This window comes from uncultured Pseudoteredinibacter sp., assembly GCF_947500695.1.
GTDB lineage: Bacteria > Pseudomonadota > Gammaproteobacteria > Pseudomonadales > Cellvibrionaceae > Pseudoteredinibacter.
This window is the reverse complement of sequence record NZ_CANMSS010000002.1, coordinates 240,338-263,393: the sequence shown is the minus strand read 5'-3', so window position 1 is coordinate 263,393 and position 23,056 is coordinate 240,338. Positions and strand designations below refer to the sequence as shown.

The 23,056-nt window shown below is 45.7% G+C and carries 21 protein-coding genes; 11 read left to right on the top strand and 10 right to left on the bottom strand.

From position 1 onward, the window contains the following. Positions 1 to 8 precede the first annotated feature (8 nt). From Q1A08_RS04915 to sstT, 5 genes are all read right to left on the bottom strand, one after another. The gene (locus tag Q1A08_RS04915; protein ID WP_299770395.1) at positions 9 to 2,204 is read right to left on the bottom strand and encodes a TonB-dependent receptor; all 2,196 of its coding nucleotides are present in this window, start codon (positions 2,202 to 2,204) and stop codon (positions 9 to 11) included. A 151-nt stretch (positions 2,205 to 2,355) separates the two neighbouring features. Continuing rightward, on the bottom strand, positions 2,356 to 3,396 hold the full coding sequence (locus Q1A08_RS04910; RefSeq protein WP_299770393.1) for an AraC family transcriptional regulator: 1,041 nt from the start codon (positions 3,394 to 3,396) through the stop codon (positions 2,356 to 2,358). Between the two features lie 100 nt (positions 3,397 to 3,496). Next, positions 3,497 to 4,375, bottom strand: coding sequence for a hypothetical protein (locus tag Q1A08_RS04905; protein ID WP_299770391.1), 879 nt, complete (start codon positions 4,373 to 4,375; stop codon positions 3,497 to 3,499). Positions 4,376 to 4,390: 15 nt separating this feature from the next. Further along, entirely contained in the window at positions 4,391 to 5,230 is an 840-nt protein-coding gene (locus Q1A08_RS04900) for a hypothetical protein (RefSeq protein ID WP_299770389.1), read from the bottom strand. A gap of 136 nt (positions 5,231 to 5,366) precedes the next feature. Continuing rightward, positions 5,367 to 6,572 (bottom strand): serine/threonine transporter SstT, encoded by a 1,206-nt coding sequence (gene sstT / locus Q1A08_RS04895; RefSeq protein ID WP_363323496.1) that lies wholly within the window; start codon positions 6,570 to 6,572, stop codon positions 5,367 to 5,369. A 184-nt stretch (positions 6,573 to 6,756) separates the two neighbouring features. Between sstT and Q1A08_RS04890 the strand changes: the two genes are divergently transcribed. The 10 genes from Q1A08_RS04890 (at position 6,757) to Q1A08_RS04845 (ending at position 18,083) form a co-directional block, all read left to right on the top strand. Beyond that, complete coding sequence (locus Q1A08_RS04890; protein ID WP_299770385.1) at positions 6,757 to 7,938, top strand: dipeptidase; 1,182 nt, start codon at positions 6,757 to 6,759, stop codon at positions 7,936 to 7,938. Positions 7,939 to 7,982: 44 nt separating this feature from the next. Further along, positions 7,983 to 9,254: an L-2-hydroxyglutarate oxidase gene (lhgO, locus tag Q1A08_RS04885; RefSeq protein WP_299770383.1), complete on the top strand. Its 1,272-nt coding sequence runs from the start codon at positions 7,983 to 7,985 to the stop codon at positions 9,252 to 9,254. A gap of 115 nt (positions 9,255 to 9,369) precedes the next feature. Further along, on the top strand, positions 9,370 to 10,767 hold the full coding sequence (dbpA, locus tag Q1A08_RS04880) for an ATP-dependent RNA helicase DbpA (RefSeq protein ID WP_299770381.1): 1,398 nt from the start codon (positions 9,370 to 9,372) through the stop codon (positions 10,765 to 10,767). Between the two features lie 51 nt (positions 10,768 to 10,818). Further along, the gene (locus Q1A08_RS04875) at positions 10,819 to 11,097 is read left to right on the top strand and encodes a peptidylprolyl isomerase (protein WP_299770379.1); all 279 of its coding nucleotides are present in this window, start codon (positions 10,819 to 10,821) and stop codon (positions 11,095 to 11,097) included. Between the two features lie 9 nt (positions 11,098 to 11,106). After that, complete coding sequence (locus Q1A08_RS04870) at positions 11,107 to 11,592, top strand: GNAT family N-acetyltransferase (RefSeq protein ID WP_299770377.1); 486 nt, start codon at positions 11,107 to 11,109, stop codon at positions 11,590 to 11,592. A gap of 196 nt (positions 11,593 to 11,788) precedes the next feature. Beyond that, positions 11,789 to 12,418 carry a gluconate 2-dehydrogenase subunit 3 family protein gene (locus tag Q1A08_RS04865; RefSeq protein WP_299770375.1) on the top strand — a complete coding sequence of 210 codons (630 nt, stop codon included), beginning with the start codon at positions 11,789 to 11,791 and terminating at the stop codon, positions 12,416 to 12,418. 105 nt (positions 12,419 to 12,523) lie between these two features. Further along, positions 12,524 to 14,218, top strand: coding sequence for a GMC family oxidoreductase (locus Q1A08_RS04860; RefSeq protein WP_299770374.1), 1,695 nt, complete (start codon positions 12,524 to 12,526; stop codon positions 14,216 to 14,218). A gap of 19 nt (positions 14,219 to 14,237) precedes the next feature. Continuing rightward, on the top strand, positions 14,238 to 15,068 hold the full coding sequence (locus tag Q1A08_RS04855) for a ThuA domain-containing protein (RefSeq protein ID WP_299770372.1): 831 nt from the start codon (positions 14,238 to 14,240) through the stop codon (positions 15,066 to 15,068). Between the two features lie 490 nt (positions 15,069 to 15,558). After that, positions 15,559 to 16,125, top strand: coding sequence for a hypothetical protein (locus Q1A08_RS04850; RefSeq protein ID WP_299770370.1), 567 nt, complete (start codon positions 15,559 to 15,561; stop codon positions 16,123 to 16,125). 23 nt (positions 16,126 to 16,148) lie between these two features. Next, entirely contained in the window at positions 16,149 to 18,083 is a 1,935-nt protein-coding gene (locus Q1A08_RS04845) for a bifunctional diguanylate cyclase/phosphodiesterase (RefSeq protein ID WP_299770368.1), read from the top strand. Positions 18,084 to 18,841: 758 nt separating this feature from the next. Here Q1A08_RS04845 and Q1A08_RS04840 read toward each other — a convergent pair. From Q1A08_RS04840 to hisB, 5 genes are all read right to left on the bottom strand, one after another. Beyond that, entirely contained in the window at positions 18,842 to 19,264 is a 423-nt protein-coding gene (locus Q1A08_RS04840) for a hypothetical protein (protein ID WP_299770366.1), read from the bottom strand. Positions 19,265 to 19,479: 215 nt separating this feature from the next. Next, complete coding sequence (gene hisF / locus Q1A08_RS04835; protein ID WP_299770364.1) at positions 19,480 to 20,253, bottom strand: imidazole glycerol phosphate synthase subunit HisF; 774 nt, start codon at positions 20,251 to 20,253, stop codon at positions 19,480 to 19,482. Between the two features lie 26 nt (positions 20,254 to 20,279). After that, entirely contained in the window at positions 20,280 to 21,008 is a 729-nt protein-coding gene (gene hisA / locus Q1A08_RS04830) for a 1-(5-phosphoribosyl)-5-[(5-phosphoribosylamino)methylideneamino]imidazole-4-carboxamide isomerase (RefSeq protein WP_299770362.1), read from the bottom strand. Between the two features lie 21 nt (positions 21,009 to 21,029). Then, on the bottom strand, positions 21,030 to 21,680 hold the full coding sequence (gene hisH / locus Q1A08_RS04825; protein ID WP_299770360.1) for an imidazole glycerol phosphate synthase subunit HisH: 651 nt from the start codon (positions 21,678 to 21,680) through the stop codon (positions 21,030 to 21,032). Positions 21,681 to 21,945: 265 nt separating this feature from the next. Continuing rightward, positions 21,946 to 22,539, bottom strand: coding sequence for an imidazoleglycerol-phosphate dehydratase HisB (gene hisB / locus Q1A08_RS04820; protein WP_299770358.1), 594 nt, complete (start codon positions 22,537 to 22,539; stop codon positions 21,946 to 21,948). 231 nt (positions 22,540 to 22,770) lie between these two features. On the opposite strand from hisB, the gene Q1A08_RS04815 reads away from it, so the two are divergent. After that, on the top strand, positions 22,771 to 23,046 hold the full coding sequence (locus Q1A08_RS04815; protein WP_299770357.1) for a hypothetical protein: 276 nt from the start codon (positions 22,771 to 22,773) through the stop codon (positions 23,044 to 23,046). Positions 23,047 to 23,056 lie beyond the last annotated feature (10 nt).

Below are 23,056 nucleotides of genomic sequence, written 5' to 3'. Positions count from 1 at the left end.
ATTTACGCCTAGAAATTATAGCTGGCTGACAGAGCGTAGGTTCTTGGTGCGCTATAGTAGCCCAGCATAACTCCTGGGAAGGCGGAAATGTCGAAGGCATGACTGCGATAGCGTTTGTCCGACAAGTTTTTGCCTCCTAGCATCACGTTCCAGCTATTATCTTCGGCGGCCAAAATAAAGGCGGCATTCACAAGGCTATAACCACTTTGTGCGAGAGTTTCTTGGCTATTTACTTCTAGATAAGTTTTGCTGCGGTAGCTAATGTCAGTTAAAAAGCTGAGCTGGCCCCAATCCCAAGCGGCAAAATCGTAACGCAATCCAAATTGCGTATCCCACTCGGGTGCATTAACAAGTTCGCGCTGATCCGAGATATCGATTAGTTGGTTGCTCAAGGGGTCGCCAGTGATGTATTCGCGATACTCGGCATCCAAATAACCAATGTTTAAGTTAACGGTGAGCGACTCTGTCGCCAAAGCGGTCAATTCAAGCTCGGCGCCTTTCATAATGGCTTCACCCGCATTAGTAAACACCGGCAAAATTGAGCCGCCATCAGCACTGGCTTCAAAACTACTCAGCTGCAGGTCGTCGTATTGATTGCGGAATATCGCTGCATTAATTCGCAGACGATCATCCCAGAGTTGAGTTTTTAACCCGGCTTCCAGGCTGATCAGTGTTTCTTCATCAAAGGGCGTTAAAGCGTCGGAAGTTACCCGGCCATTAAAGCCGCCTGCTTTAAACGCTGTAGAGTAGCTGGCGTACAAATTAGTGTCTTCATTAAGTTGATACTTCAAACCCAGCTTGGGTGAAAAATTACTGAAGTCGGCATCATCTGGATTTCCCGATACCACCGTGCCCTGTCCACGAACAGTTCTTAGTAGATCGCTATCGGGGTTTGCTAAAGCGGGGTTTCCAGTAGCCAGTGCCAGCAGATTAAAACTTTCGGCTATGCGACGATAGGATTTTGTTTCTTTGGTATAACGAAAACCTGCGATGGCGGTGAGTTGCTCATTGATATCATAGTCAAGCTGGCCAAACACGGCATAACTATCAGTTTCAAAAAAACCATCGCCCGAACTGGCGCTGAAAATATTTGCGAAGACACCACCATCAAAGGTTTGCCCTTGTTCATTGAAATAGTATAAGCCGCTGACCAGAGAGACATTATCGTTTTGGTATTGGAGCTGAAACTCCTGGCTGCTTTGCTCTTGCTCATTAAAATAATAGATGCCAAAGGCATTTATCGGAGTGCCATCTAGATCTAACTCTGTGCCATAGTCTAATTCGCGGTAGGAGCTTATCGATTTTAAGCTCCATTGCTCGTTTGGATCCCAGCTGGCGTTTAGGCTAATGCCCTTGGTTTCGGTTTGCTCGACCGTATTGAAGTCGGCATTGACCACGAAGGGATCTTCATCCGCAGCGAAGGTAGGACCCAAAATAATACTGATAGGGGTTTCTTTTGCCGGTGTGCGAGAGCGCTTAGGGTCGCTATCTGAGTAGTCCATTGCTAACTGCAGACTAAAGTTATCACTCGGATCAAACTGTAAAACGGCGCGCGCGAATTGTGTATCGCGATCGCCGTCGCGTTGGCCATCAAAACGGTTCACGCTATAACCCTCATGCTCCATACTGGCTAAGGTTAAACGTCCCTTTACGGTGTCAGAGAGTGGGCCGCTAATACTGGCTTTGATATCTCGGCGATCATAATTTCCAAGGTGAGCACTGATATTACCGCTGAACTCTTCGGTGGGGGCCGCAGATACATATTTGATGGCACCACCAACCGAGTTACGACCGTATAAGCTCCCTTGTGGGCCTCGTAAGACTTCAATTCGCTCAACATCAACGACATCAAGGAAGGCACCTTGAGCTCGCCCTAAGTAAATATCATCGAGGTAAATACCCACGCCTGGCTCAAAAAAGGCGACCGAATCAATCTGCCCGATACCGCGTATATAAACCACTGCGTTGTTGGCATCACCGGAGTGTACGCTCAAGTTGGGCACCATGCTTTGTAAATCGCCGATGGTAGAAACCTGGGCAGATTCTAAGTTCTCTGAGGTAAATGAGCTTACCGCTACTGGAACTTCTTGCAGGTTGGCCTCGCGGCGCTCTGCGGTAACGATAACTTCTTCTATTTGGGCATATAGTGGGGTGCTGGCCAGGGCTATGCTAAGGCCTACGGCATGCGCTAGGGGCTTACGCATCTTACTTTCCTCTCGCTACTATTATTATTTGATGGTTGTCACTATAGGTATTTACGAGCAAGGAAAAAATGACGGATTAGATCGATATGTAGGGTACAATTTCGCTCATCAGGTTTTTATCAAGCGCGCTTTTTAAGTGCTACGTAGATCGTTATACGTCTTTCTGCTTGAGCTGTGGGAATTGTTTTATATAGGTAGCCGGTGATAGATTGTGCCAGCGCTTGAATGCACGTTTAAAACTACGCTCGTCACTATAGCCAAGACGAGTAGCGGTATCACTAATAGCTAAGCCAGATTCCAAATACTGACAGGCTAGATCGCTATTACAGTTATCTAATAGCTGGCGAAAGCTAGAGCCATATTCGCTCAGGCGTCGTCGCAAAGTGGCCACACTCATGCTCAGCTCACTGGCAATCCACTCTTGGTTCACAAGTACTTGTTTAGCGCTGGCTTGTTGAATTTTCTCTTGGCAAAGTTGTAAAAAATTAAGTTCCGCTTTGCTCTCAGCCAACCCCAGAAAGTAAAGATAGTGGCTATAAAGATTGGCTGCAATATCTTCTTTGAAGTCATGTTGCAAAGGTAGTGCTGCCTGTTCTACATCGTAGGCTAACTCGTATTGCTTCTGTTGTAGCTTAAGCGGCGCCTGAAAAATATTTAAATGATGATCGTGCTCAGGCAGCAATATGCGTTTACTGCAAACTCGCTTGAGCTTAAGTGGCTTTTTGCATAGGTAAGACAGTGTGCAATGAATGCTAATTAAAGCAAACTCTATGGCTAGGGGGATGGCCTGGGTTTGATAGTGGAACTCACTATCATCAACGCAATAACTCAAGCTGCGTCCCTGTTTACGGACAATATTAAAGTTGCCGCCATGAATAATATTGTAATTGTCGGCCAAGCTCTGTAGCCCCTGCTCTAGAGTTTCACACTGCTGCAAGCTGGAGAATACTAGGCGTGTACTACCGCGTCTAAGCGGACGGCTAGAGATCAGATGAGATTCTTCATGCACAGCATTTTGACTGGCCAGCATAATTCGCCAGGCATCACCCATATCGATGAGTCTATTGGAATGATCTAACAGATCACTGGGAAGCTTCAGCTGCTTTAAGATATCCGCAACACTGGCGCCAGCCTCAATGGTTTTGGCCATTAGCTCCAGTAGGTCTTCGGCAGCGATGCGGTAATGGATCATTTAGGCAATTCTACTAGCTATTCTAAGTTGCTAAAACTAATGAAAACTCAAGAATAGTAGTAGATTGCCTGATGAATGTAAAAGTAGAGTTTTAAAAGAGCTATTCAGCTTTTTGGGTCTCTATAAGTATGAAGTTCTGATCAGCTTCAGACCATTGCAAAAGACTACTGTCGCCATTGTTTGGGAAATCCGACACGCTCACTTCTCTGCTGAGGCCTTCTTGAAATTCTGCTTTGGTCTGAGCTACGCTAAACAAATGGTCTGTAGCTAAATGACCATCCACCCATAGCCTAAATCTATGTTCCCCAGCGCTGAGTGCATTCCAATTAATAATTGCGCCATAGCCATTAAGGGTTTTACTCGGACTTTCGCTTGTTTGAGAGCAGGCCTCAGCGGTATCCGCACGCTCGGACCCATAGGGGATTTTAAGCTGTTTACTTCCGGAAAGAATGTCTTGGTCATCGATTTGAAACAAAATCTCACCAATATCGCCTTGTTCTTGGCAAGCCCAGCCGCGAATTAGACCTACCCCACTGACAAGCTCTCCAATAGCAGGGGATTCATGATTTATCTTCCTGAATCCCCTATGTTGTTTGTCTAAGACATTGAATGAGAAAGTTTCACTAGTATCTATGTTTTCGTAATCAATTATGACTTCATAGCTACCTGCTGATAATGCAGGAAAAGTGATTTTTGCTCTGCCCATGGAGGATCCGTGAGTGCTTTGCGCCGCTGGAATCTGTCGAGATACAAGCAGCCGAGTACTGCCGCTGCTTATGACGGTAGAATTTGGGGCCACTGCCACTGTATAAACTGAATCGGCGTGGGAGTCTGTTTGAAAATGAAAATTCATGGTGAAGCTCTGATCGTCAAACACGAGATTAGGGCTTGTCCAAAATAAAGTCTCAAAAGCTTCTTGAGCGAAGCTCTGCTGGCTTATAGAAAGGATAAGTATGACGAATACGTTTTTTAGCTTCATTCTATTAATCCTCAGCTATTTGCTTTCTACAATGATGAAATTTTGATTAGCTTCAGACCAGCTTAAGCTTGTTTGTTCGCCTAGACTTGGAAAGTCAGTTACCGAGGTGTTTCTACTTAAGCCTTTTAGAAAAGCGCCACTATGTTTGGCGATAATAATTTCATTCTCTTTTACCTTCCGGCCGTTATACCAGATGGATAAGAGGTGTGTGCCAGGACTATAGTTATTCCAGTTAACGACTGCCCCCCAGCCATTATATTTCTGCGTTCTACCTGCACCGGAGCATCGATCTTCACTATCAACTCGTTCAGACCCGTATGGAATTATATGCTTCTCGCCCCCGTCTATTTGATATTGAAGAAGATGATCCTGACTGTACCAGTCGCATGCCCAACCACGAATTAGACCCACTCCACTGACAGTCTGACCCGTTGTAGGAGATTCATGATTAACAAACTCAAATGTTCTGCTTACTCTGTCGATTACAAGGGTAAATTTTTGATCAAGCTGTCCGTTTACCCTATAAACAGATACCTGATAATTACCTACAGGGAGAGGGCCAACTTGCTGTTGAAAGGTAGTAGATAGCCCAGGAATATGTTGTTCAGTACAGGCGAGATCAGCAGGCTCCTCAAATCGAATCGAGATTTCCTGTTCCTGTATAGTGAGCTGTTGCTGGTATCTCGATCCGCAAGCTGACTCGTGTTGCAACACTGTGTTGAGTATAAATACAGAGCCCTCTTCAAGTGATTCTGGGCTGGTGTATATTCGAGTATCCGCCAGAGTGGCATGACTAATAAGGGCGGAGCAGGTACAAGCAGTAAGTAGTGATATAAATCGAGAACTAGAACTCATCGAAACATTCCCTTGTTAACTAACCGTATGAGGAATGTATAGTATAAGCCGTAAGTTTGAGCTGCTGCTGTGAAGTGATATGTGGTTTTAGAATTAGGATAAAGGGCCTCTATGCAACACTAGAGGCCCAAAGTACTTACTTTTTCTGCGCTTCACCCCAGCGACCTTCCGCCGCTGCAGTAAACACCACATCTGTCGAACTATTTAAAGCAGTCTCTGCGGAATCTTGTACTACACCAATAATAAAGCCGACAGCTACTACCTGCATGGCAACGTCATTTTCGATACCAAATAGGCCGCATGCCAATGGGATCAATAGCAAAGAGCCACCGGCAACGCCAGATGCACCGCAGGCACAGACCGCAGCAACAACACTGAGTAATAGCGCCGAGGCAATATCAACTTCAATGCCTAAGGTATTTACAGCCGCGAGAGTCAACACGGTAACCGTGATGGCGGCACCGGCCATATTGATTGTGGCGCCTAAAGGAATAGAAACGGAGTAGGTATCTTCATGCAAATCCAGCTTTTTACAGAGGTTCATATTCACTGGAATGTTGGCCGCTGAGCTGCGGGTAAAAAAGGCGGTTACCCCGCTTTCGCGTAAACAGTTAAATACCAATGGGTATGGGTTACGACGTGTGCGTACAAAAACAATGATCGGGTTTACGATCAAGGCGATTATTAACATGGCGCTGATCAGCACCATTAATAGTTGAGCGTATTCTGCAAGAGCACTGAAGCCGGTGCTGGCAATTACCCCAGCTACCAAGCCAAAGATACCGATAGGCGCTAAGCGGATCACCACCTTAACAACGGCGGTAACGGCATCGGCACTATCGGCTAGGAACTGCCTTGTCGAGTCACTGGCTTGTCGCAGTGCTAAGCCAAGACCAATCGCCCAAACCAAAATACCAATAAAGTTGCCACTGCTAACAGCATTGATAGGGTTGTCTACCATCTTCATGAGTACACCCTGTAGAACTTGCGCAATACCTTCTGGGGGCGTTAAAGAGGATTCATTGGTCACGAGCGTCAGTGTTACTGGAAAGCTAAAGCTCAACATGACCGCAACAAAAGCGGCTGATACGGTACCAATGCCATATAACACAAGAATCGGCTTCATATGGGTTTGCTGGCCTTTTTGGTGGTTGGCCAGTGATGACATCACCAAAACAAAGACCAGTAGAGGTGCTACAGCCTTTAAGGCACCAACAAAGAGTGAGCCCAATAAAGATAGTTTTTGCCCCATGTCGGGGATTAGGCTACCCACGGCGATACCTAGAAGAATACCTATGGCAATTTGTAAGACCAAGGAGCCCTGCCAAAGGCGTTGAAAAATGGAAGTCATCGCAAACCCTATTATCGTTGTTTAACGTTCAGCCCTGTGTGGGGCATTGTGCACGATTTTGTTCTAATCGATTTGTTTACACAACGATTGGGGGGCAAAATGATTCAATTTGCACTTTTCATTACCACCCAGAAACATACAATGAGGTATGTTTATTAAACTGGCGATCACTACTATGAAAATAATAAAGAACAGCTTAATCGGATTGTTGCTACTGCTTTTGGTTGCAGCACTGTTGATGCGTTTATTTGCACCAGCGGCGATTGAGCGCGAACTCAATAAGGTGAGCCCCCATGAGCCATGGCCTATATCTGCCGAAGCTAAGCGGCTTCATCAGGATATATTGATTGGTGATTGGCACAGCGACTCTACCCTATGGGCGCGGGACCTCAATCAGTGGGCAGATCGTGGACATATGGATGTACCACGTTTGCAGGCCGGTAATGTGGCCATGCAGATGTTTACCAGTGTGACCAAGAGCCCATCAGGTCAGAACTACGATCGCAATGAAACTGAGGCCAGCGATACCATTACCTTGCTTGCCATAATACAGGGCTGGCCAATACGAACTTGGAATAGCTTGGCCGAGCGAGCGCTTTACCAAGCCGAGCGTTTGCAAGCGGTGGCAGAAGAAAACCCCGAGGCAATTCGCTTGGTTCGCAGTCAGCTGGATTTACAAGAAGTCTTACAGCAAAGGGCAAATGGTCAGCAGCAAGTTGCGGCCTTATTGGGTACTGAAGGTTCCCATGCTTTGGATGGCAAGATAGAAAATGTAGAGCGTTTATATAAAGCAGGCTTTCGAATGATGGGCCTGCACCATTTTTTCGATAATAAACTGGGTGGCTCATTACACGGCACTAGCGCTGCGGGCTTGAGCGAGTTTGGCCGCCAAGCCGTACAGGAAATGGAGAGATTGAGTATTATTGTGGATTTAGCGCACTCGTCTGAAGCGGTAGTACGAGATGTACTGGCATTGGCTTCGCGTCCAGTTGTGGTAAGCCATACCGGGCTACACGGCCATTGCCCTGGCCCACGTAATATTTCCGATGAGCTTATGCAAGAGATTGCCCAACAAGGTGGGTTGATCGCGATAGGTTATTGGGATGGTGCGGTTTGCGAAATCACGCCGAGCAATATCGTGAAAGCCATGCGCTACGGTATTGAGTTGCTGGGTGTCGAACATATTGCTTTAGGCTCGGATTATGATGGCTCTACCGAAGTGCAGTTTGATACCTCTGAATTGGCTGTGCTAACCGACGAGATGTTAAAAGCGGACTTTACTGAAGACGAAATTCGCGCGGTAATGGGTGAGAATATGAAGCACTTTTTATTGGCAAACCTGCCCGCACAGGATTAATACTCAATAAACTAGGCTGTAATAAAGTAGAGCGCTCGCTATTTATGTCTGATTCCGTGCCACAAGCTAACCTTCAAGCTCGCGCAGATTATGATGCGCTGATTGTTGGTGCGGGTATTATCGGAGCAGCAACGGCTTGGCGCCTACAGCAATTGCGCCCGGATTGGCGTATCGCCATTATTGAAAAAGAACAAAGCTACGCACAACATCAAACCGGGCGTAACTCCGGTGTTATACACGCTGGCGTCTACTATGCTCCTGGCAGTCTTAAAGCCAAGCTGTGTGTTGAAGGTAATCAGCGCACAAAAGCATTTTGCAAAGAGCATCGTATAGCCTTTGAGGAATGCGGCAAGTTACTGGTGGCCTGCAATGAACAAGAATTAAAACGCTTAGATCAACTGAAGCTGCGGGCTCGCCAAAATGGTTTAGAGGTGGAGCCACAAAGCGCGCAACAACTAAAACAGCGAGAGCCCAATATCGCAGGTTTAGGTGCCCTATGGGTGCCGGCCAGTGGCATTGTGGATTACTCAGAGATTTGTCGTGAGCTATTGAAGCAGTTTGGCGAAGCTGGTGGCGAAATTTATTATGGCCACGAGCTTAAGCAGCTGCGTGAAAGAGACGGTGAGGTACAGCTGCAATGTATATCAAGCCTACCTATTGCCCATACAGATAATCAGCCGCACACTTTTTATTGCAAGCAGCTAATAGCTTGTGCAGGTATCCAAAGCGATCGCCTTGTTAAATCCTTAGGCTTGAGCGTTGATTTTCAGATGATGCCTTTTCGTGGCGAATATTTTCAGTTGCCCAGCAAGCACAACAGCATTATCAATCACTTAATCTACCCTGTACCCGATCCGACTATGCCATTTTTGGGGGTGCACCTTACTAGGATGATCGACGGCTCAGTTACAGTTGGCCCAAATGCGGTGCTGGCCATGGGAAGAGAGGCCTATAAGAAAACCCAGTTCTCTATGGCCGATATACAGCAGATGGTTTCTGAGCCTGGCAGTTATCGTCTATTGGGGCGATTTTGGAAGGCGGGACTAGGGGAGCTGCGTGATAGCTTATTCAAGCAATCTTATCTTAAGCGAGTACAAAGTTACTGCCCAAGCTTAGAAGTCTCGGATTTGTTGCCATATAAAGCAGGCATCCGGGCCCAGGCTGTCGATAAACAAGGCAATATGATTGATGATTTTCTCTTTGCCCAGAGTGAGAACTGTTTGATTGTTTGTAATGCGCCCTCTCCCGCAGCAACCTCGGCCTTGCCGATTGCTGATCATGTTATCGCTAAGCTCAATCTAAATACGCGGGCTTGAGCTAAGAGTTGGTTAAAATAACATCGCTTTTGGGCCCTCTTTCTGATACTGTGCGCGCCCCTTAAAATGGGCAAATCTGATACTTTGCCTATAAGCCCCAAGCCTGAGATAGAACATGAGCCAAGAATTTAAGCAACTTGACCTTCACCCAGAACTGCTGGAAAACCTCGATAGTCTGGGCTATCAGCAGATGACGGATATCCAGGCGGAATGCTTGCCTTTGGCGCTAGCAGGCGAAGATCTTATCGCTCAGGCGAAAACCGGCAGCGGTAAAACAGCGGCTTTTGCTTTGGCCCTGTTGCAGCGCTTAAATGTAAAACGCTTTCGCATCCAGAGCTTGGTACTGTGCCCCACCCGCGAGCTGGCCGATCAAGTGGCCAAAGAGATTCGCCGCTTAGCTCGCAGAATTCACAATATTAAGGTGCTAACTTTGTGTGGTGGCATGCCAATTGGCCCACAAATAGGCTCCTTGGAACATGGAGCTCACATCGTGGTGGGCACGCCGGGGCGCATTCAAGATCACCTTCGCAAAGGCACTATGGATCTTAGCAATATTCACAGCTTGGTCTTGGATGAGGCGGATCGTATGCTGGATATGGGGTTTGCCGATGCCATTGCAGCGATTTTGTCGGAATGTCCGAAAGAGCGACAAACACAGCTTTATTCCGCTACTTACCCTGAAGGTATAGAAGCGATTAGCCGTCAGTATCAGCGCTCACCTAAACGCGTTACGGTGAGTCGCACCCATAGTGAATCCAATATTAGCCAGCAAGCTTATGCCGTTGAAGGTGGCGAGCTAGAAAAGCAGGAGCTTTGTAATCAACTGCTTGCCCAGCATCAGCCAAGCTCTTGTGTGATCTTTTGTGCCACTAAAAAGCAAACGGTCGAAATCGCTCAAAGCTTAAATGAGCAAGGCTGGTTTAGCTTGGCCTTACATGGCGATATGGAGCAGCGCGAGCGAGATTTGAGCTTACTGCGCTTTGCCAATGGCAGTGCCACGGTATTGGTGGCAACTGATGTAGCGGCTAGGGGCTTGGATGTAGATACCGTCGAGTTAGTGATTAACTACGATCTACCCCGTGATGCTGAAGTTTATGTGCATCGCATTGGTCGCACTGGCCGTGCTGGACGTAGCGGTGCAGCTGCAAGCTTGGTGAACGATAAGCAACGTCGCGCCTTTGCGGATATCGAGGCCTACTTAAATAAAGAAATCGAATGGTCTGAGCCTCCGCGCATAGACGATATTAACTCCATCGACCAGCGCCCTAAAATGGTAACCATTGGTTTGGATGCCGGTAAAAAGAACAAGCTTCGCCCTGGAGATATTTTGGGTGCTTTAACCGGCGAGGCTGGCATCGAGGGCAAATATGTTGGGAAGATTAATGTCCTTCAATTTCACGCCTATGTTGCCGTCGCCCGCGCGGTGGCCAATAAAGCCTTAAAGCAATTACAGGAAGGTAAGATTAAGGGCCGAAAGATTAAAGTTCGGAAAATTAGCCGCCCCAACGTCTAAGCTTTTCGAATAATGCTTAGAATGAAACCGATTTAAGAGTGGAGACTGACTATGCCAACTGCATGCGCACGCCATATACTGCTAAAAACAGAAGCTGAAGCTCAAAAGGTCAAAAAACTACTGGCGCAAGGTAAAGACTTTGCTCAACTTGCCAAAAAGCACTCTAGTTGCCCATCCAGTAAAAAAGGTGGCAACTTGGGTGAGTTTCAAAAAGGCCAGATGGTAAAAGCCTTTGATGATGTGGTTTTCAAAAAGCCTATTCTTACCGTGCATGGCCCAGTTAAAACCAAATTCGGCTTTCATTTGATTGAAACAATTTATCGAGATTAATCTGTCATAATGACCACAGAAATAAGACTTGCTGATTATTTAAACGCTAAGGACGCCGATGCGCTTAGTATGCTACTGAACGCCTATGCTACTGATCCAATGGGTGGCGGGGAGCCGCTCAGCCCAGAGGTGCAAAAGAGTCTAGCCTCAAAATTGGCAGAGATTGATGGTGCATTTTCAGTTCTCGCCTGGGTTGATAATAAGCCGGCAGGGTTGATCAATTGCTTTATGGCGTTCTCTACCTTTAAGTGTAAGCCCATCGTGAATATTCATGATGTTGCGGTAATGTCAGAGTTTCGCGGTTTGGGATTAAGCCGCCTGATGATGGCAAAGGTAGAAGAGATAGCTCGTGAGCGAGGTTGCTGTAAGCTTACCTTAGAGGTGCTAGAAGGAAATACCCTGGCCCAGGCGGCTTATCGTAACTACGGCTTTAGTGGTTATGAGCTCGATGAAACCAATGGTAAAGCACTGTTTTGGGAAATGCCTTTGAGCTAATTGGCTATTCCAATAACCCAAACAGACCCCATAATAGAAAAGGCTGTGGCATTTTAAAATTCAGAAGCATATTTTAAAAATCGTTATCATAATAATCAGCATAGTTTACCTAAGCCTCTGCGGCTGTGATTGCCATAGGACTAATCCATAGCTCAGTCTTATGGCGAATCAATAGGGCGAATCAAAAGGACTAGCAATGGACAGACGATTCTTCTTACAAGCCCTCACGATGCTGGGAGGGAGCTATGCTACAGCAGCTATAGCTGGGCTCGCGGGTAGCTCTCAGGCAGCTGCCAAGCCTCTGGCAATAGGCCCATCCATTGACGAGCTTCCCTCTGATTTGTTCTCTGAACAAGAGCGCAAAGATTTATCAGCTATGGCTGAGGTGATTATCCCTAGAACTGAAAGCCCTGGTGCGATTGATGCTGGGGTGCCCAAGTTCATAGAATATATGGTGCAGAATTGGCTCAGTGAAGCGGAGCAACAAATCTTTCTGGAAGGCTTTCGCGCGATTCAAAAATATTGTTTAGCTGATTTTTCAAAAAGTTTTTCTGCACTGCACCCGAATCAACAATTGGATATTTTGGAAGACTTGGAAGACAAGGCCAGTGATTCACCTTGGTATGACTTTGCCAATGTTCAACGCCAATACATTGAGGATGCGCCGTTTATTTGCCAGCTAAAGGAGCTGACCATCTTTGGCTTTTACTCTTCAGAGGTCGGTGCAAAGCAAGTTCTGCGGCACGATCCTATGCCAATGCAGTTCGATGGCGAGTATGCTCTGGGCGAGGAAGATAGTAGTTGGTCGATGATTAGGACTATGTGATTAGGACTATGTGATTAGGACTAGGTAATTACTGGAATGCGAAAATAGCTGACACAAGCTAGGACGAAAAATAACAAAATAGAAAAGCTCAATACAGGAATAACGGTGCAAGAGAATAATAAAAAATACGATGCCATCGTCATTGGTTCTGGAATTTCAGGAGGCTGGGCGGCCAAAGAGCTATGTGAAAAAGGCCTAAAAGTTCTTGTGCTAGAACGTGGTCGTGATATTCAACATGGGGTGGACTATCTGGGTGAACATGCCCCGCCTTGGAAAATCCCCTTTGCCAACAAGGCAGATCGTAAACGTAATGTAGACGATTACCCAATTCAAAGCCAATGTTATGCCTTTGATGCGGCGACCAAAGCGTTTTTTACTAAGGATAGCGAAGCGCCCTACCAGCAGGATGAAAATAAACCTTATCACTGGATTAGGGCAAACGGTGTTGGTGGCCGATCGCTAATTTGGGGGCGGCAAACTTATCGTTGGAGTGAATTCGATTTTAAGGCAAATGTCGAAGATGGCCATGGCTGTGAGTGGCCGATTGGTTATGATGATTTAAAAGATTGGTACAGCTATGTAGAGAAATTTGTCGGTATCTCGGGTGCTAAAGAAGGCCTGCCTGAGTTACCCGATAGTGAGTTTCTCCCAGCTATGGATATGTACACCCTTGAAAAAACCATCAAGGGTCGACTCGATAAGTATATGCCCGAAGTGACTATGACAATGGGGCGCACGGCTATACTTACCGAGAATCTAAATGGTCGAGCAGCTTGCCATTACTGCGGGCCTTGCCCAAGAGGCTGTTCAACAGGAAGTTATTTTAGTAGCCAAAGCTCAACCTTACCGGCTGCACGGGCCACTGGGAACTTAGAGCTTCGCTCAAACAGCGTTGTCGAAAAACTCATATATGATTCAAACAGTAATCGAGTTACAGCAGTGCAAATCATCGATGCTAATAGCAAAGAGCGCCTAAGCTTTTCGGCCGATCTTATTTTCTTATGTGCTTCCACGCTGGCCAGTACGCAGATTCTATTGAATTCAAAGTCGCAGCAGTTTCCTAATGGCTTGGCCAATAGTAGCGGCACTTTAGGTCGCTATTTGATGGATCATTTTAAGATGCAGCATGTGGCGGTATTTGCTGATAATCTCGATCACTATTACAAGGGTTTTCGCCCTACCGGAACCTATATACCACGCTTTAAAAACCTACCTGGAAAAGAGCAAACGGATTACTTGCGTGGCTTTGGTTTGCAGGCTGATCCAGTTCGGCCTGATTGGCGCTTCCACTTCAATCAAAAAGGCTTTGGCAAAAGCCTCAAAGATAACTTGCGTAAGCCAGCGCCCTACTGGGTTTGGGTTTTGGGTGCTTTCGGAGAATGTCTACCTAACGCAAACAATCGCGTTGAGCTTGATGAAAGTAAACACGATGAATTTGGCATTCCCCAAATCAAGGTGTCAATGAGCTTTGGTGCAAACGAACATCGGATGTCTAAAGATATTATAAAGAGCAGTGAGAAAATTTTTAAAGCGGCCGGTGCTGTTTACATAGAGACAACCGATACACTCAGCGTACCTGGCAGTGCGATTCACGAGATGGGAACAGCAAGAATGGGCAAGGATCCAAAAACATCGGTGCTGAATGCTTGGAATCAGAGCCATGATGTGCCTAATCTGTTCGTAACGGATGGAGCCTGCATGGCGTCCAGTTCTTGCGTAAACCCATCATTAACTTATATGGCGTTTACCGCGCGAGCCTGCGACTACGCTGTATCGCAATGGCAGCAAGGTAAAATTTAGATTTTATTAGGAAAGGAAAATGGCTAAGATTTTACGCACAACGCTGCATTTTACCGCAATTGCACTTATTGCGATTGCAGTTTATGTGGCCTATCAGATGTGGCGCTATGAGCTATTCAAGACGCCTGTTTATGAGGAAGTTCCACCTATCCTGCCAGTAATGTCGGGTGGAAGCAAAGTATTGCTGTTCTCAAAAACCAATAGTTTTCGCCATATAGAGGCGATCCCAGCGGTAGAGTCTCTATTTAAAAACTTCGCTGATAAACATGATTGGGGTCTTTTTATTACAGAAAACGGAGCAATACACCAGGCTGATTTATTGGATAAATTCGATTTAATTGTTTGGAATAATGTCACCGGTGATGTGTTGACCGAGGTACAGCGTGAAGCTTTGAAAAATCATATGAATGCTGGCGGCAGCTTCCTTGCGCTGCATGGTACCGGCGGCAATGAAGATTATGATTGGTCTTGGTTTCCAAAACACCTGATAAAAACTCAATTTATTGGGCATCCGATGTTTCCGCAATTTAGGGATGGGACTTTAACAATCGAAGATAGAAGCCATTTGGCGACTAAGCATTTGCCAGCAAGCAAAGCTTGGCATGAAGAATGGTATAGCTTTGATAAAAGTCCAAGAGACGAAGTGACAGTACTAATTAGTGTTGATGAAGCAGAGTATGATGTGCCAGATTCTTTAAAGATGGGTTCGGATCATCCTCTGGTTTGGCACCACAAGGTTGGTGAGGGTACGGTATTTTTCAGTGCGCTTGGCCACCTTGCGGAAGCTTATGAAGATGAAGAATATAAAACCCTGTTAGAGCAAGCGTCAATCTGGCTTCTGGATCAATAAAAGCTTTAGGGCTAAGTTTATTCTTAGCCCGTTTTATTATGCTTCTTCAGCCACAATGAAAATGTCAGAAAAAGGCCAGCTGCGATTGCGCTGAGCTCAAAATAATCCCACCTTGGATAATAAGCCGAAGCTGCCTTGATTGCAGCGTATAGATAATATAATGGCTCAAAGCTTAGGTTGTGATATAGATTCAATAATAGTGAGCTAGTCGAAGGTAATAAGAATAATAAAAACGAGCTCAAAAGAGCACCGTATATTCCTGGTCGAACCCAATCTGTCATATATCCCCCTTTTATTGCATAAGCAAATTCTACGCAGTTTAAGCCAATTTGTCATAAATAATTCATGCATTGCCTGGGCAATTTCATTCTTGTAACGCCTGTCTAATAAGCGTTGAAGTTATGGGGTTTTGTACTACACCTTTAGAAATAGGGTGCAGAGTAAAGTAAAAACTCGGGCGATTGTTTATCTAGAAAAAGTGGACACTGCAATGGAATACTTTCCAATAATGCTTGAAGAAGACTTTGAGCAAACTTATCCAGAAATACATCGAGAAGTCTGCGAAGTTTTAGGTATGGGTTTTGTGCCCAATATCTTTCGTTGTCTAACCAATGTTAGTCCAGAGCTTGCATTGGCTTCTTGGGGGATGGTGAAAAATAACCTATGCGGTGGTGAACTTTCGCGAGTAAGTAAGGAGATTTTGTTTTCTTACATAGCGTTTAAACGAAATTGCCAGTATTGCCATGTGGCCCATCATGCAATGGCTTTAAAGTTTGGGCATGATGATCAGGATATTATTGAAATTGTGAATGACATCGAATCGGTGAGGAATCCGGTGCTAAAAAGTGTTTTGCAATTTGCCGATGTATGTATGGCACATGATTTTAATGCCAGTGTCGAGATGTACGAAGATCTAGAAGACATAGGGCTAGAGAAAGAAGAAATTATAGAGTTGATCGGAATGGTGTCCTGCTCCCTTTATATGGTAAACCTAGCTGATAGCTTATCTGTAGATATTGACAAGCGCTTTACTGACTACACCGAAAATGCGGCCTAGCAGCAAGATCGGAAGGAAATTCTGTGACTATCGAAACCTCGCCGGATAAAAACGGCTCGGAATCTATTTTAGAAGCGGTAGCTACCTTAAGCGACGAAAACCAAGCTAGGGGTAACGAGGCAGTAGAGGCAGCGCTTCGCAATTCTAGCCTGCTAGATCTGAGCGATATGATCAGTGTGGATAGTAATTTCAATCGAGATTTGAAGTTTATTCACAAGAACGTCCGCTTTTCTATTGATATTCATAATCTGTATCTCCTGCGTCAAACGCGAGGTATGTATTGGGAGTATAAATGTGTTCTAAAGCAGCATCGTTTTTGCCGAGAAGAAGGCTGGAAAAGGGTACCCGCTAGCCTGAATAATCGAGTGGAAGTACTTGTCGGCATGAGATTACGCATAGCCGAGCATGCCGCTGCAAATGATGGCGAGCGGGAGCCTCTTTTACAGGAACTCTTTGGTTCTTCCAATATGCATTTTGAAAGTTTTCGCTATGATCGAGGAGGCGTACTGTTCACGCCTAGTGATGAGACCTTATATACTGAATTTGATAAAAGCTACCTCAGTAATATCGCCTCTATTATTTCCTTTTGTGTAGAAAAAGATTCCTCTGGCCGCTTTTTAGCGGATGTCTATCAGCACTTACAAAATACCGCAGATCAAGTTAAGGCGGCTAATGAGGAAGATGTTTCAGCTTCGATTCCAACCGCCTATTTGGAAGAAAGCTCTGGCCTGCCTAATCAGGCAGGTTTGATTCGGTTAATGCATCATCTTATTGATAGTGCTTGCGAAAAATTTTACCTGGTTGTTCTTTCTATCGATAAGTTCGCTTATTTTTGCAATTTATTTGATAGTGAGACTAAGCAAAAACTGCTAGCCAAGACCGTCGCGAGAATACAATCAGTACTTGGCCAAAATAGTAGCCTATCCCATATTGGTCATAGTGAGCTGGCCTTTATCGTTTTGGATACTGACGAATCCTCTGTGGTGCAGTCTATACATGAAATCACTAATGCTTTTTCAGAAGATGTGCAGGTTGATGATGTTCAAGTTCGTTTTGAAATAAGTGCTGGTTTGTGTTCATTCCCTGATTGTGAGCAGTCTGCTGAAACGCTACTGAAAATGGCTAATGTCGCTCTTTATCGTGCAACACAAAAAAGTAGCGAGCGTTTAGTTGCCTATCGTAAAGGCATGGAAAATGCTTTGCGCTTACATGTCGAGCTTGGTCGTTCCATAAGGCAGGCCATAGATCGAGATGAATTTGAGGTTTTCTTTCAGCCGATTGTGGGTGCAGAAGAAGGTTCAAAAGTATGCCACTTCGAATCTTTGGTGCGATGGATTCATCCGGTCGAAGGCATGATATCTCCAGCTTTGTTTATAGAAATTGCTGAGGCCAGTGGTGACATTATCCATCTTGGATATTGGGTGGTAGAGCGAGTTTGTCAGCATCTGGTAAAACCAGAAGTGCCCAACGATATCCAGGTTTCTATTAATCTATCACCAGTACAACTTCGAGAATCCAAACTGGCCGATAGAATGCTCGAGATTCTGCAAAAGTACGAAGTGTCGGCTGAAAGAATCAGCTTCGAAATTACCGAGACCGCCGCAATGTTAGATCCATCCCTAACTCGGCAAAGGTTTGATGAGCTAAATCGAGCGGGCTTTCAGTTATCGGTGGATGATTTCGGTACTGGCCATTCATCCTTAAGCTACCTATTAAACTTTTCTTTTAAGTATCTGAAAATTGATAAAAGCTTTATCGACCAAAGTGGCACTGATGAAGGGTATGCGGTCATAGCAGGCGGCATGATCAATATGGCACATCAATTAGGTATGACGGTTATATGTGAAGGTATTGAGACTCAGGGGCAGCGTGAAATGGTGAGGCGCTGGGGCGCTGATTACATTCAAGGCTACTTAATCGATAAGCCCAGCCCAATAGACTACTACTATCAGAAATGATAACGATGAGCTATACCACGTCAGAGCGTAGCTTTATCGATGATTTATGTGACAAATTTAGAATGCAGGCAAGAAATGGCTTGCAATGTTAATGATAATCATTATTATTAAAAGCAGCTGATAGGTGACTATCAGCTGGAAGCGGCTTATGCCACTTCTCCTTATCAGGCTAATCACGGTTGTCGGTCACCTTCGGGTGGCCGTTTTTTTGCTCTTCGGCAATTATCTGCTGCTTTAAAATTTAAAGCGCAAATTTTAGGCTGACACGCTTGTCGGTTCTTATATGCGCCACGTTCTAGCGTGGCTGCGAGCGAGAGTATATCCCAAGCCCCTACCCTTTGTTAATAAAATTCATCGATACCCGGTATTTAGGCGCTATATTCGGTGGATGATTGATTTTTATGGCTGTTATTTGTACAGGCGGCTGCGGTAATTCAAATCAAATAAAAATAATTATCATTAATACTTGCAATACAAATGAGAATCGTTATTATTGTAACCGTTGTCGCTAAGGCGGCAGCTTGAAGCGGCTTTTCGAGTCACTTCTCCTTATCAGGCTAATCACGGTTGTCGGCTACCCTCGGGTAGCCGTTTTTTTATGCCTGCGTTTTGTGGGGCAAGATAGCATCAGCAGAATAGACCGAATTTTTTGTTGAATCGCTAGGGGTCAGACCCCTATCTAAATAAGAAAGTCAGTGTGATTATATCGGCTTTCTTGCTAAGAATGGGGTCTGACCCCGTGGTTTGCCCCTGCGTCATCAGCAAGGGTTTTTATCAAAACGAAATGTTATCTCTGTAGCACTGCCATCTTCAGTTTCATGCGAGCTCAGTGTCGAGTAAAAACCATTATCTGCGCCTAGATCACCCAGTGCATTGTATAGATGGCAATAAGCAGCACGCATATCGGCTAGGTCGATCTCTTGTTTGAGTTTATCTTGGGCTTCAGTGGGCTGCATCTTTAGGTAGGCTGAGCAGTTGCTGTTGAAATTTATAGTTTTAACATTGTTATTTGGGTAAATGACCTCGAGCTTGATGTCATCGGCAATTTCTTCAAAAGCAAGGCAATACCCAAGAATGGATTTTTTAACTTCCTTATCTAGAGCTAAGCTGTCTGCATGGCTATTATTTATGCTAGCGGATACGAGCAAGAAAAAGGCTAAGTGAGCTAATGGTTTATTCATTTCTTCCCTTAAGTGAAAATAATTTGGGAAGATCATAACGAAAAAATTAGGATGTAATATAAGCCAAAAGTGGGGGCTTTAGTTTCAGAGTGGTACGGGGTCAGACCCCATCTTAAAAAAGAATTTCTCAACTCAATGAATTGGTTTACTTATTTGAGGCGGGGTCTGACCCCTTGTCAGTCGCGTTGTGCTGCCTATGTCATTGAAGCGGGCTGTTAAAGCCGCACTTCAACGCCTTGGTCTCGCATATATTGTTTTGCTTCAGGCACGCTGTATTCACCGAAGTGGAAAATACTGGCGGCGAGTACGGCATCGGCTTTACCGAGTTTTACGCCGTCTACTAAATGTTGCAAATTACCTACACCGCCCGATGCGATTACTGGCACATGAACCGCCTCGCTAATGGCAGAAGTGACATTAAGATCGAAGCCGTTTTTCATTCCGTCTTGATCCATGCTGGTCAATAGGATTTCACCAGCCCCAAAGGCGGTCATTTTCTTGGCCCATTCAACGGCATCAATGCCGGTAGGCTTGCGGCCGCCATGAGTGAAAATTTCCCAGCGCTTAGGCTCGCCTTCAGCGCTGACACATTTCGCATCAATAGCTACAACAATGCATTGAGAGCCAAAGCGGTCGGCGGCTTCTTTTACAAAGTCGGGATTAAAAATAGCTGCTGAATTAATGCTGACCTTATCGGCACCGGCATTAAGCATGGTTCGAATATCGTCGACAGTGCGGATACCACCACCTACCGTAAGTGGAATAAATACTTCGCTGGCAATCTTCTCTACCGTATGTACGGTAGTGTCGCGGCCCTCATGGGTGGCGGTGATATCTAGAAAAGTGATCTCATCAGCGCCCTGCTCGTTATAGCGCTTGGAAACTTCTACCGGATCACCCGCATCACGAATGTCCACAAACTGCACGCCTTTTACCACGCGACCGTTTTCTACATCTAAGCAGGGAATAATGCGTTTTGCTAAAGCCATGGGAAACCTTCTAAATAAATACCAGCTTATTGATCGCAGTAGCTTTGTGCTTCAGCCATATCCAAAGTGCCTTCATAAATGGCACGGCCGGTAATTGCACCGCAGATACCTTTATCGGCAACTTCTTTTAATGCGTGGATATCATCCATATTGGTTACGCCGCCAGAGGCAATGACAGGAATGCTAGATGCTTGCGCCATGGCTACCGTCGCTTCAACATTAACGCCCTGCATCATACCGTCACGAGCGATGTCGGTATAAACGATTGAGCTTACGCCATCTTGCTCAAAACGCTTAGCCAGCTCAGTGGCTTTAACTTCTGAAACTTCGGCCCAGCCATCGGTGGCGACTAAACCATCTTTTGCGTCTAGGCCAACAATAATGTGGCCAGCAAATTGTTTGCACATTTCGGTAACGAACTCAGGCTCTTTTACTGCCTTGGTTCCGATGATGACGTAATTCACACCGGCATTTAAATAATACTCAATGGTCTCGGCGCTACGAATACCACCACCAATTTGAATCGGTAGCTCTGGGTGCGTTTTGGCAATCGCTGTCACCACATCCCCATTAATTGGCTTGCCTTCAAAGGCACCGTTTAAATCGACCAAGTGCAAACGACGACAGCCCTGCTCTACCCATTGGGTGGCCATGGCCGCTGGATCGTCAGAAAAAACAGTAGAGTCTTCCATCAAACCCTGGCGTAAGCGCACACAGGCGCCATCTTTTAAATCAATTGCTGGAATAATTAACATGCTATGGTTCTCGTATATTTGTTATGCGCCAGTATTCCACTGGCTAAAATTCTTTAATAACTGCAAGCCATTACTGTGGCTTTTTTCAGGGTGGAATTGCACGGCGGCTAAATTGTCCTTGGCCAGCACCACATCAAATTCCAAGCCATATTGACAGCTACCAATCACAAGGTCTTTTTTTTCGCTTTTGGCGTAGTAGCTGTGCACAAAATAAAAATGGGCGTTATCTTCAATGCCATGCCAAATAGGATGATCGGCTGTCTGGCTGACGGTATTCCAGCCCATATGAGGCACCTTCAAGCGCTCACCGTTTTCAGTTAAATGCTCGCCGAAAAATTTCACTTCACCAGGCAGCTGATTAATGGCTTCTACCCCACCATTCTCTTCGCTGTGCGTCATCAAGGCTTGCATGCCCACACAAATGCCCAGCACCGGCTTGCCACTGGCAATTAACTCAGGTACTAAACGGTGAAAGTTCAAGCGTTTAATTTCTGCCATGCAATCGCGCATCGCGCCAACGCCAGGAAAAATAATTCGCTCAGCATTAGCGATCACCTCGACCTCACTACTGACCACAATATCGTGATTAGGGGCAACATGTTCTAAGGCGCTAGCGACGGAGTGTAGATTACCCATGCCGTAATCAATAACGGCGATTGTTGCTTTGCTCATGGTTTAATTTTCAATACTTTTTGTTCGGCTCAGTGCCGGGGTTTCGGAGTCTGAGCTTATCGCTCCGACTCCTAATTTAATTCTCTTTACTGGCTTACAGCGATGTCTAAGGTAAGAGTAGGGCACAGCAGCCAGGGGTGTCTTTCGCAGGGAAGCGAAAGGCCAAGCCTACAGGGATGTATTCACGGCGTCCCCTGGTTGCTGTGCCCTGCTCTTACCCCTGCACGTTCTATAGGCTACATCTTATCTATTCAGGGGTTAAGCTCTACAAACTACCCTTAGTTGAAGGCATCATCCCCGCCATACGCGGATCCGTCTCCAAAGCCATACGCAATGCACGACCAAAAGCCTTATACACCGTCTCGATCTGATGATGCGCATTTGCACCGCGCAAACAATCAATATGCAAAGTCACCTGAGCATGATTCACAAAACCATGGAAGAACTCACTAAACAGCTCAGTATCAAAAGCCCCTACACGCTTTTGCGTAAATGGCACATTCATCACCAAACCTGGGCGACCAGAGAAATCGATAACTACACGGCTCAAAGCTTCATCCAAAGGCACATAAGCATGGCCATAGCGGCGAATGCCTTTTTTATCGCCCACAGCCTGAGCAATGGCCTGGCCCAAAGTAATACCGATATCTTCAACCGTATGGTGATCATCAATATGGGTATCACCATCACAAGTGATATCAAGATCGATCAGACCATGGCGGGCAATCTGATCCATCATATGTTCTAAGAAAGGAACCCCAGTATCGAACTGACCCTTGCCAGTCCCGTCGAGGTTGAGGCTTACACTAATCTTGGTTTCTAAGGTGTCGCGCTTAACGCTGGCACAACGATCGGACATCTCGCGATCCTCTTTATCTAAATTGTTCTGTGCTGCTATTTCGTTTTGCTATGGCTTTCACCGACTCAAACCCGCCCGAGCCCGCGAAAAGAGGGCGGATTATAGCCTTTCAGCCCCCGTGTACCAAGGAGGATATCTCCGAGCTTATGCTGTGAAATGGTCAAAATACGGGTTTATTGGTGGTTTACCAAACTAATTGAGTTGTTATAACATAACAGAATGAATGTCCCTGTGCGTAAAACAATTCCCCAATCGATTTGGCTGCTACTGCTTGCCAGCGTATTGCTGTGGGGCCAGATTGTTAATGCTCAGCATATTCACCTAGATCATCACGCTCCCCACGAGTGTATGAGCTGCCAACAGCTCAAATCTTTCGATGGTGCTGTCAGCAAATCAATTTCAATTGAGTGTAGTTTTTCATCGGCAGCACCTGAATCTATAGAATTACCGAAGCCTCAGGCGTTAGTTGCTCGAAAGCTTAAAATTCGCGCGCCCCCTTCTCTATAAGGCATTAGCT

Excerpts from the sequence above, each read along its gene's own strand:
- Q1A08_RS04910 (WP_299770393.1), bottom strand. The coding sequence starts at position 3,396 with ATGATCCATTACCGCATCGCTGCCGAAGACCTACTGGAGCTAATGGCC.
- hisF (WP_299770364.1), bottom strand. The coding sequence starts at position 20,253 with ATGGCTTTAGCAAAACGCATTATTCCCTGCTTAGATGTAGAAAACGGT.
- lhgO (WP_299770383.1), top strand. The coding sequence starts at position 7,983 with ATGTCTGATTCCGTGCCACAAGCTAACCTTCAAGCTCGCGCAGATTAT.
- hisB (WP_299770358.1), bottom strand. The coding sequence starts at position 22,539 with ATGTCCGATCGTTGTGCCAGCGTTAAGCGCGACACCTTAGAAACCAAG.
- dbpA (WP_299770381.1), top strand. The coding sequence starts at position 9,370 with ATGAGCCAAGAATTTAAGCAACTTGACCTTCACCCAGAACTGCTGGAA.
- Q1A08_RS04905 (WP_299770391.1), bottom strand. The coding sequence starts at position 4,375 with ATGAAGCTAAAAAACGTATTCGTCATACTTATCCTTTCTATAAGCCAG.
- Q1A08_RS04875 (WP_299770379.1), top strand. The coding sequence starts at position 10,819 with ATGCCAACTGCATGCGCACGCCATATACTGCTAAAAACAGAAGCTGAA.
- Q1A08_RS04865 (WP_299770375.1), top strand. The coding sequence starts at position 11,789 with ATGGACAGACGATTCTTCTTACAAGCCCTCACGATGCTGGGAGGGAGC.
- hisH (WP_299770360.1), bottom strand. The coding sequence starts at position 21,680 with ATGAGCAAAGCAACAATCGCCGTTATTGATTACGGCATGGGTAATCTA.
- Q1A08_RS04915 (WP_299770395.1), bottom strand. The coding sequence starts at position 2,204 with ATGCGTAAGCCCCTAGCGCATGCCGTAGGCCTTAGCATAGCCCTGGCC.
- Q1A08_RS04840 (WP_299770366.1), bottom strand. The coding sequence starts at position 19,264 with ATGAATAAACCATTAGCTCACTTAGCCTTTTTCTTGCTCGTATCCGCT.
- Q1A08_RS04850 (WP_299770370.1), top strand. The coding sequence starts at position 15,559 with ATGGAATACTTTCCAATAATGCTTGAAGAAGACTTTGAGCAAACTTAT.
- Q1A08_RS04855 (WP_299770372.1), top strand. The coding sequence starts at position 14,238 with ATGGCTAAGATTTTACGCACAACGCTGCATTTTACCGCAATTGCACTT.
- Q1A08_RS04870 (WP_299770377.1), top strand. The coding sequence starts at position 11,107 with ATGACCACAGAAATAAGACTTGCTGATTATTTAAACGCTAAGGACGCC.
- Q1A08_RS04900 (WP_299770389.1), bottom strand. The coding sequence starts at position 5,230 with ATGAGTTCTAGTTCTCGATTTATATCACTACTTACTGCTTGTACCTGC.
- Q1A08_RS04890 (WP_299770385.1), top strand. The coding sequence starts at position 6,757 with ATGAAAATAATAAAGAACAGCTTAATCGGATTGTTGCTACTGCTTTTG.
- hisA (WP_299770362.1), bottom strand. The coding sequence starts at position 21,008 with ATGTTAATTATTCCAGCAATTGATTTAAAAGATGGCGCCTGTGTGCGC.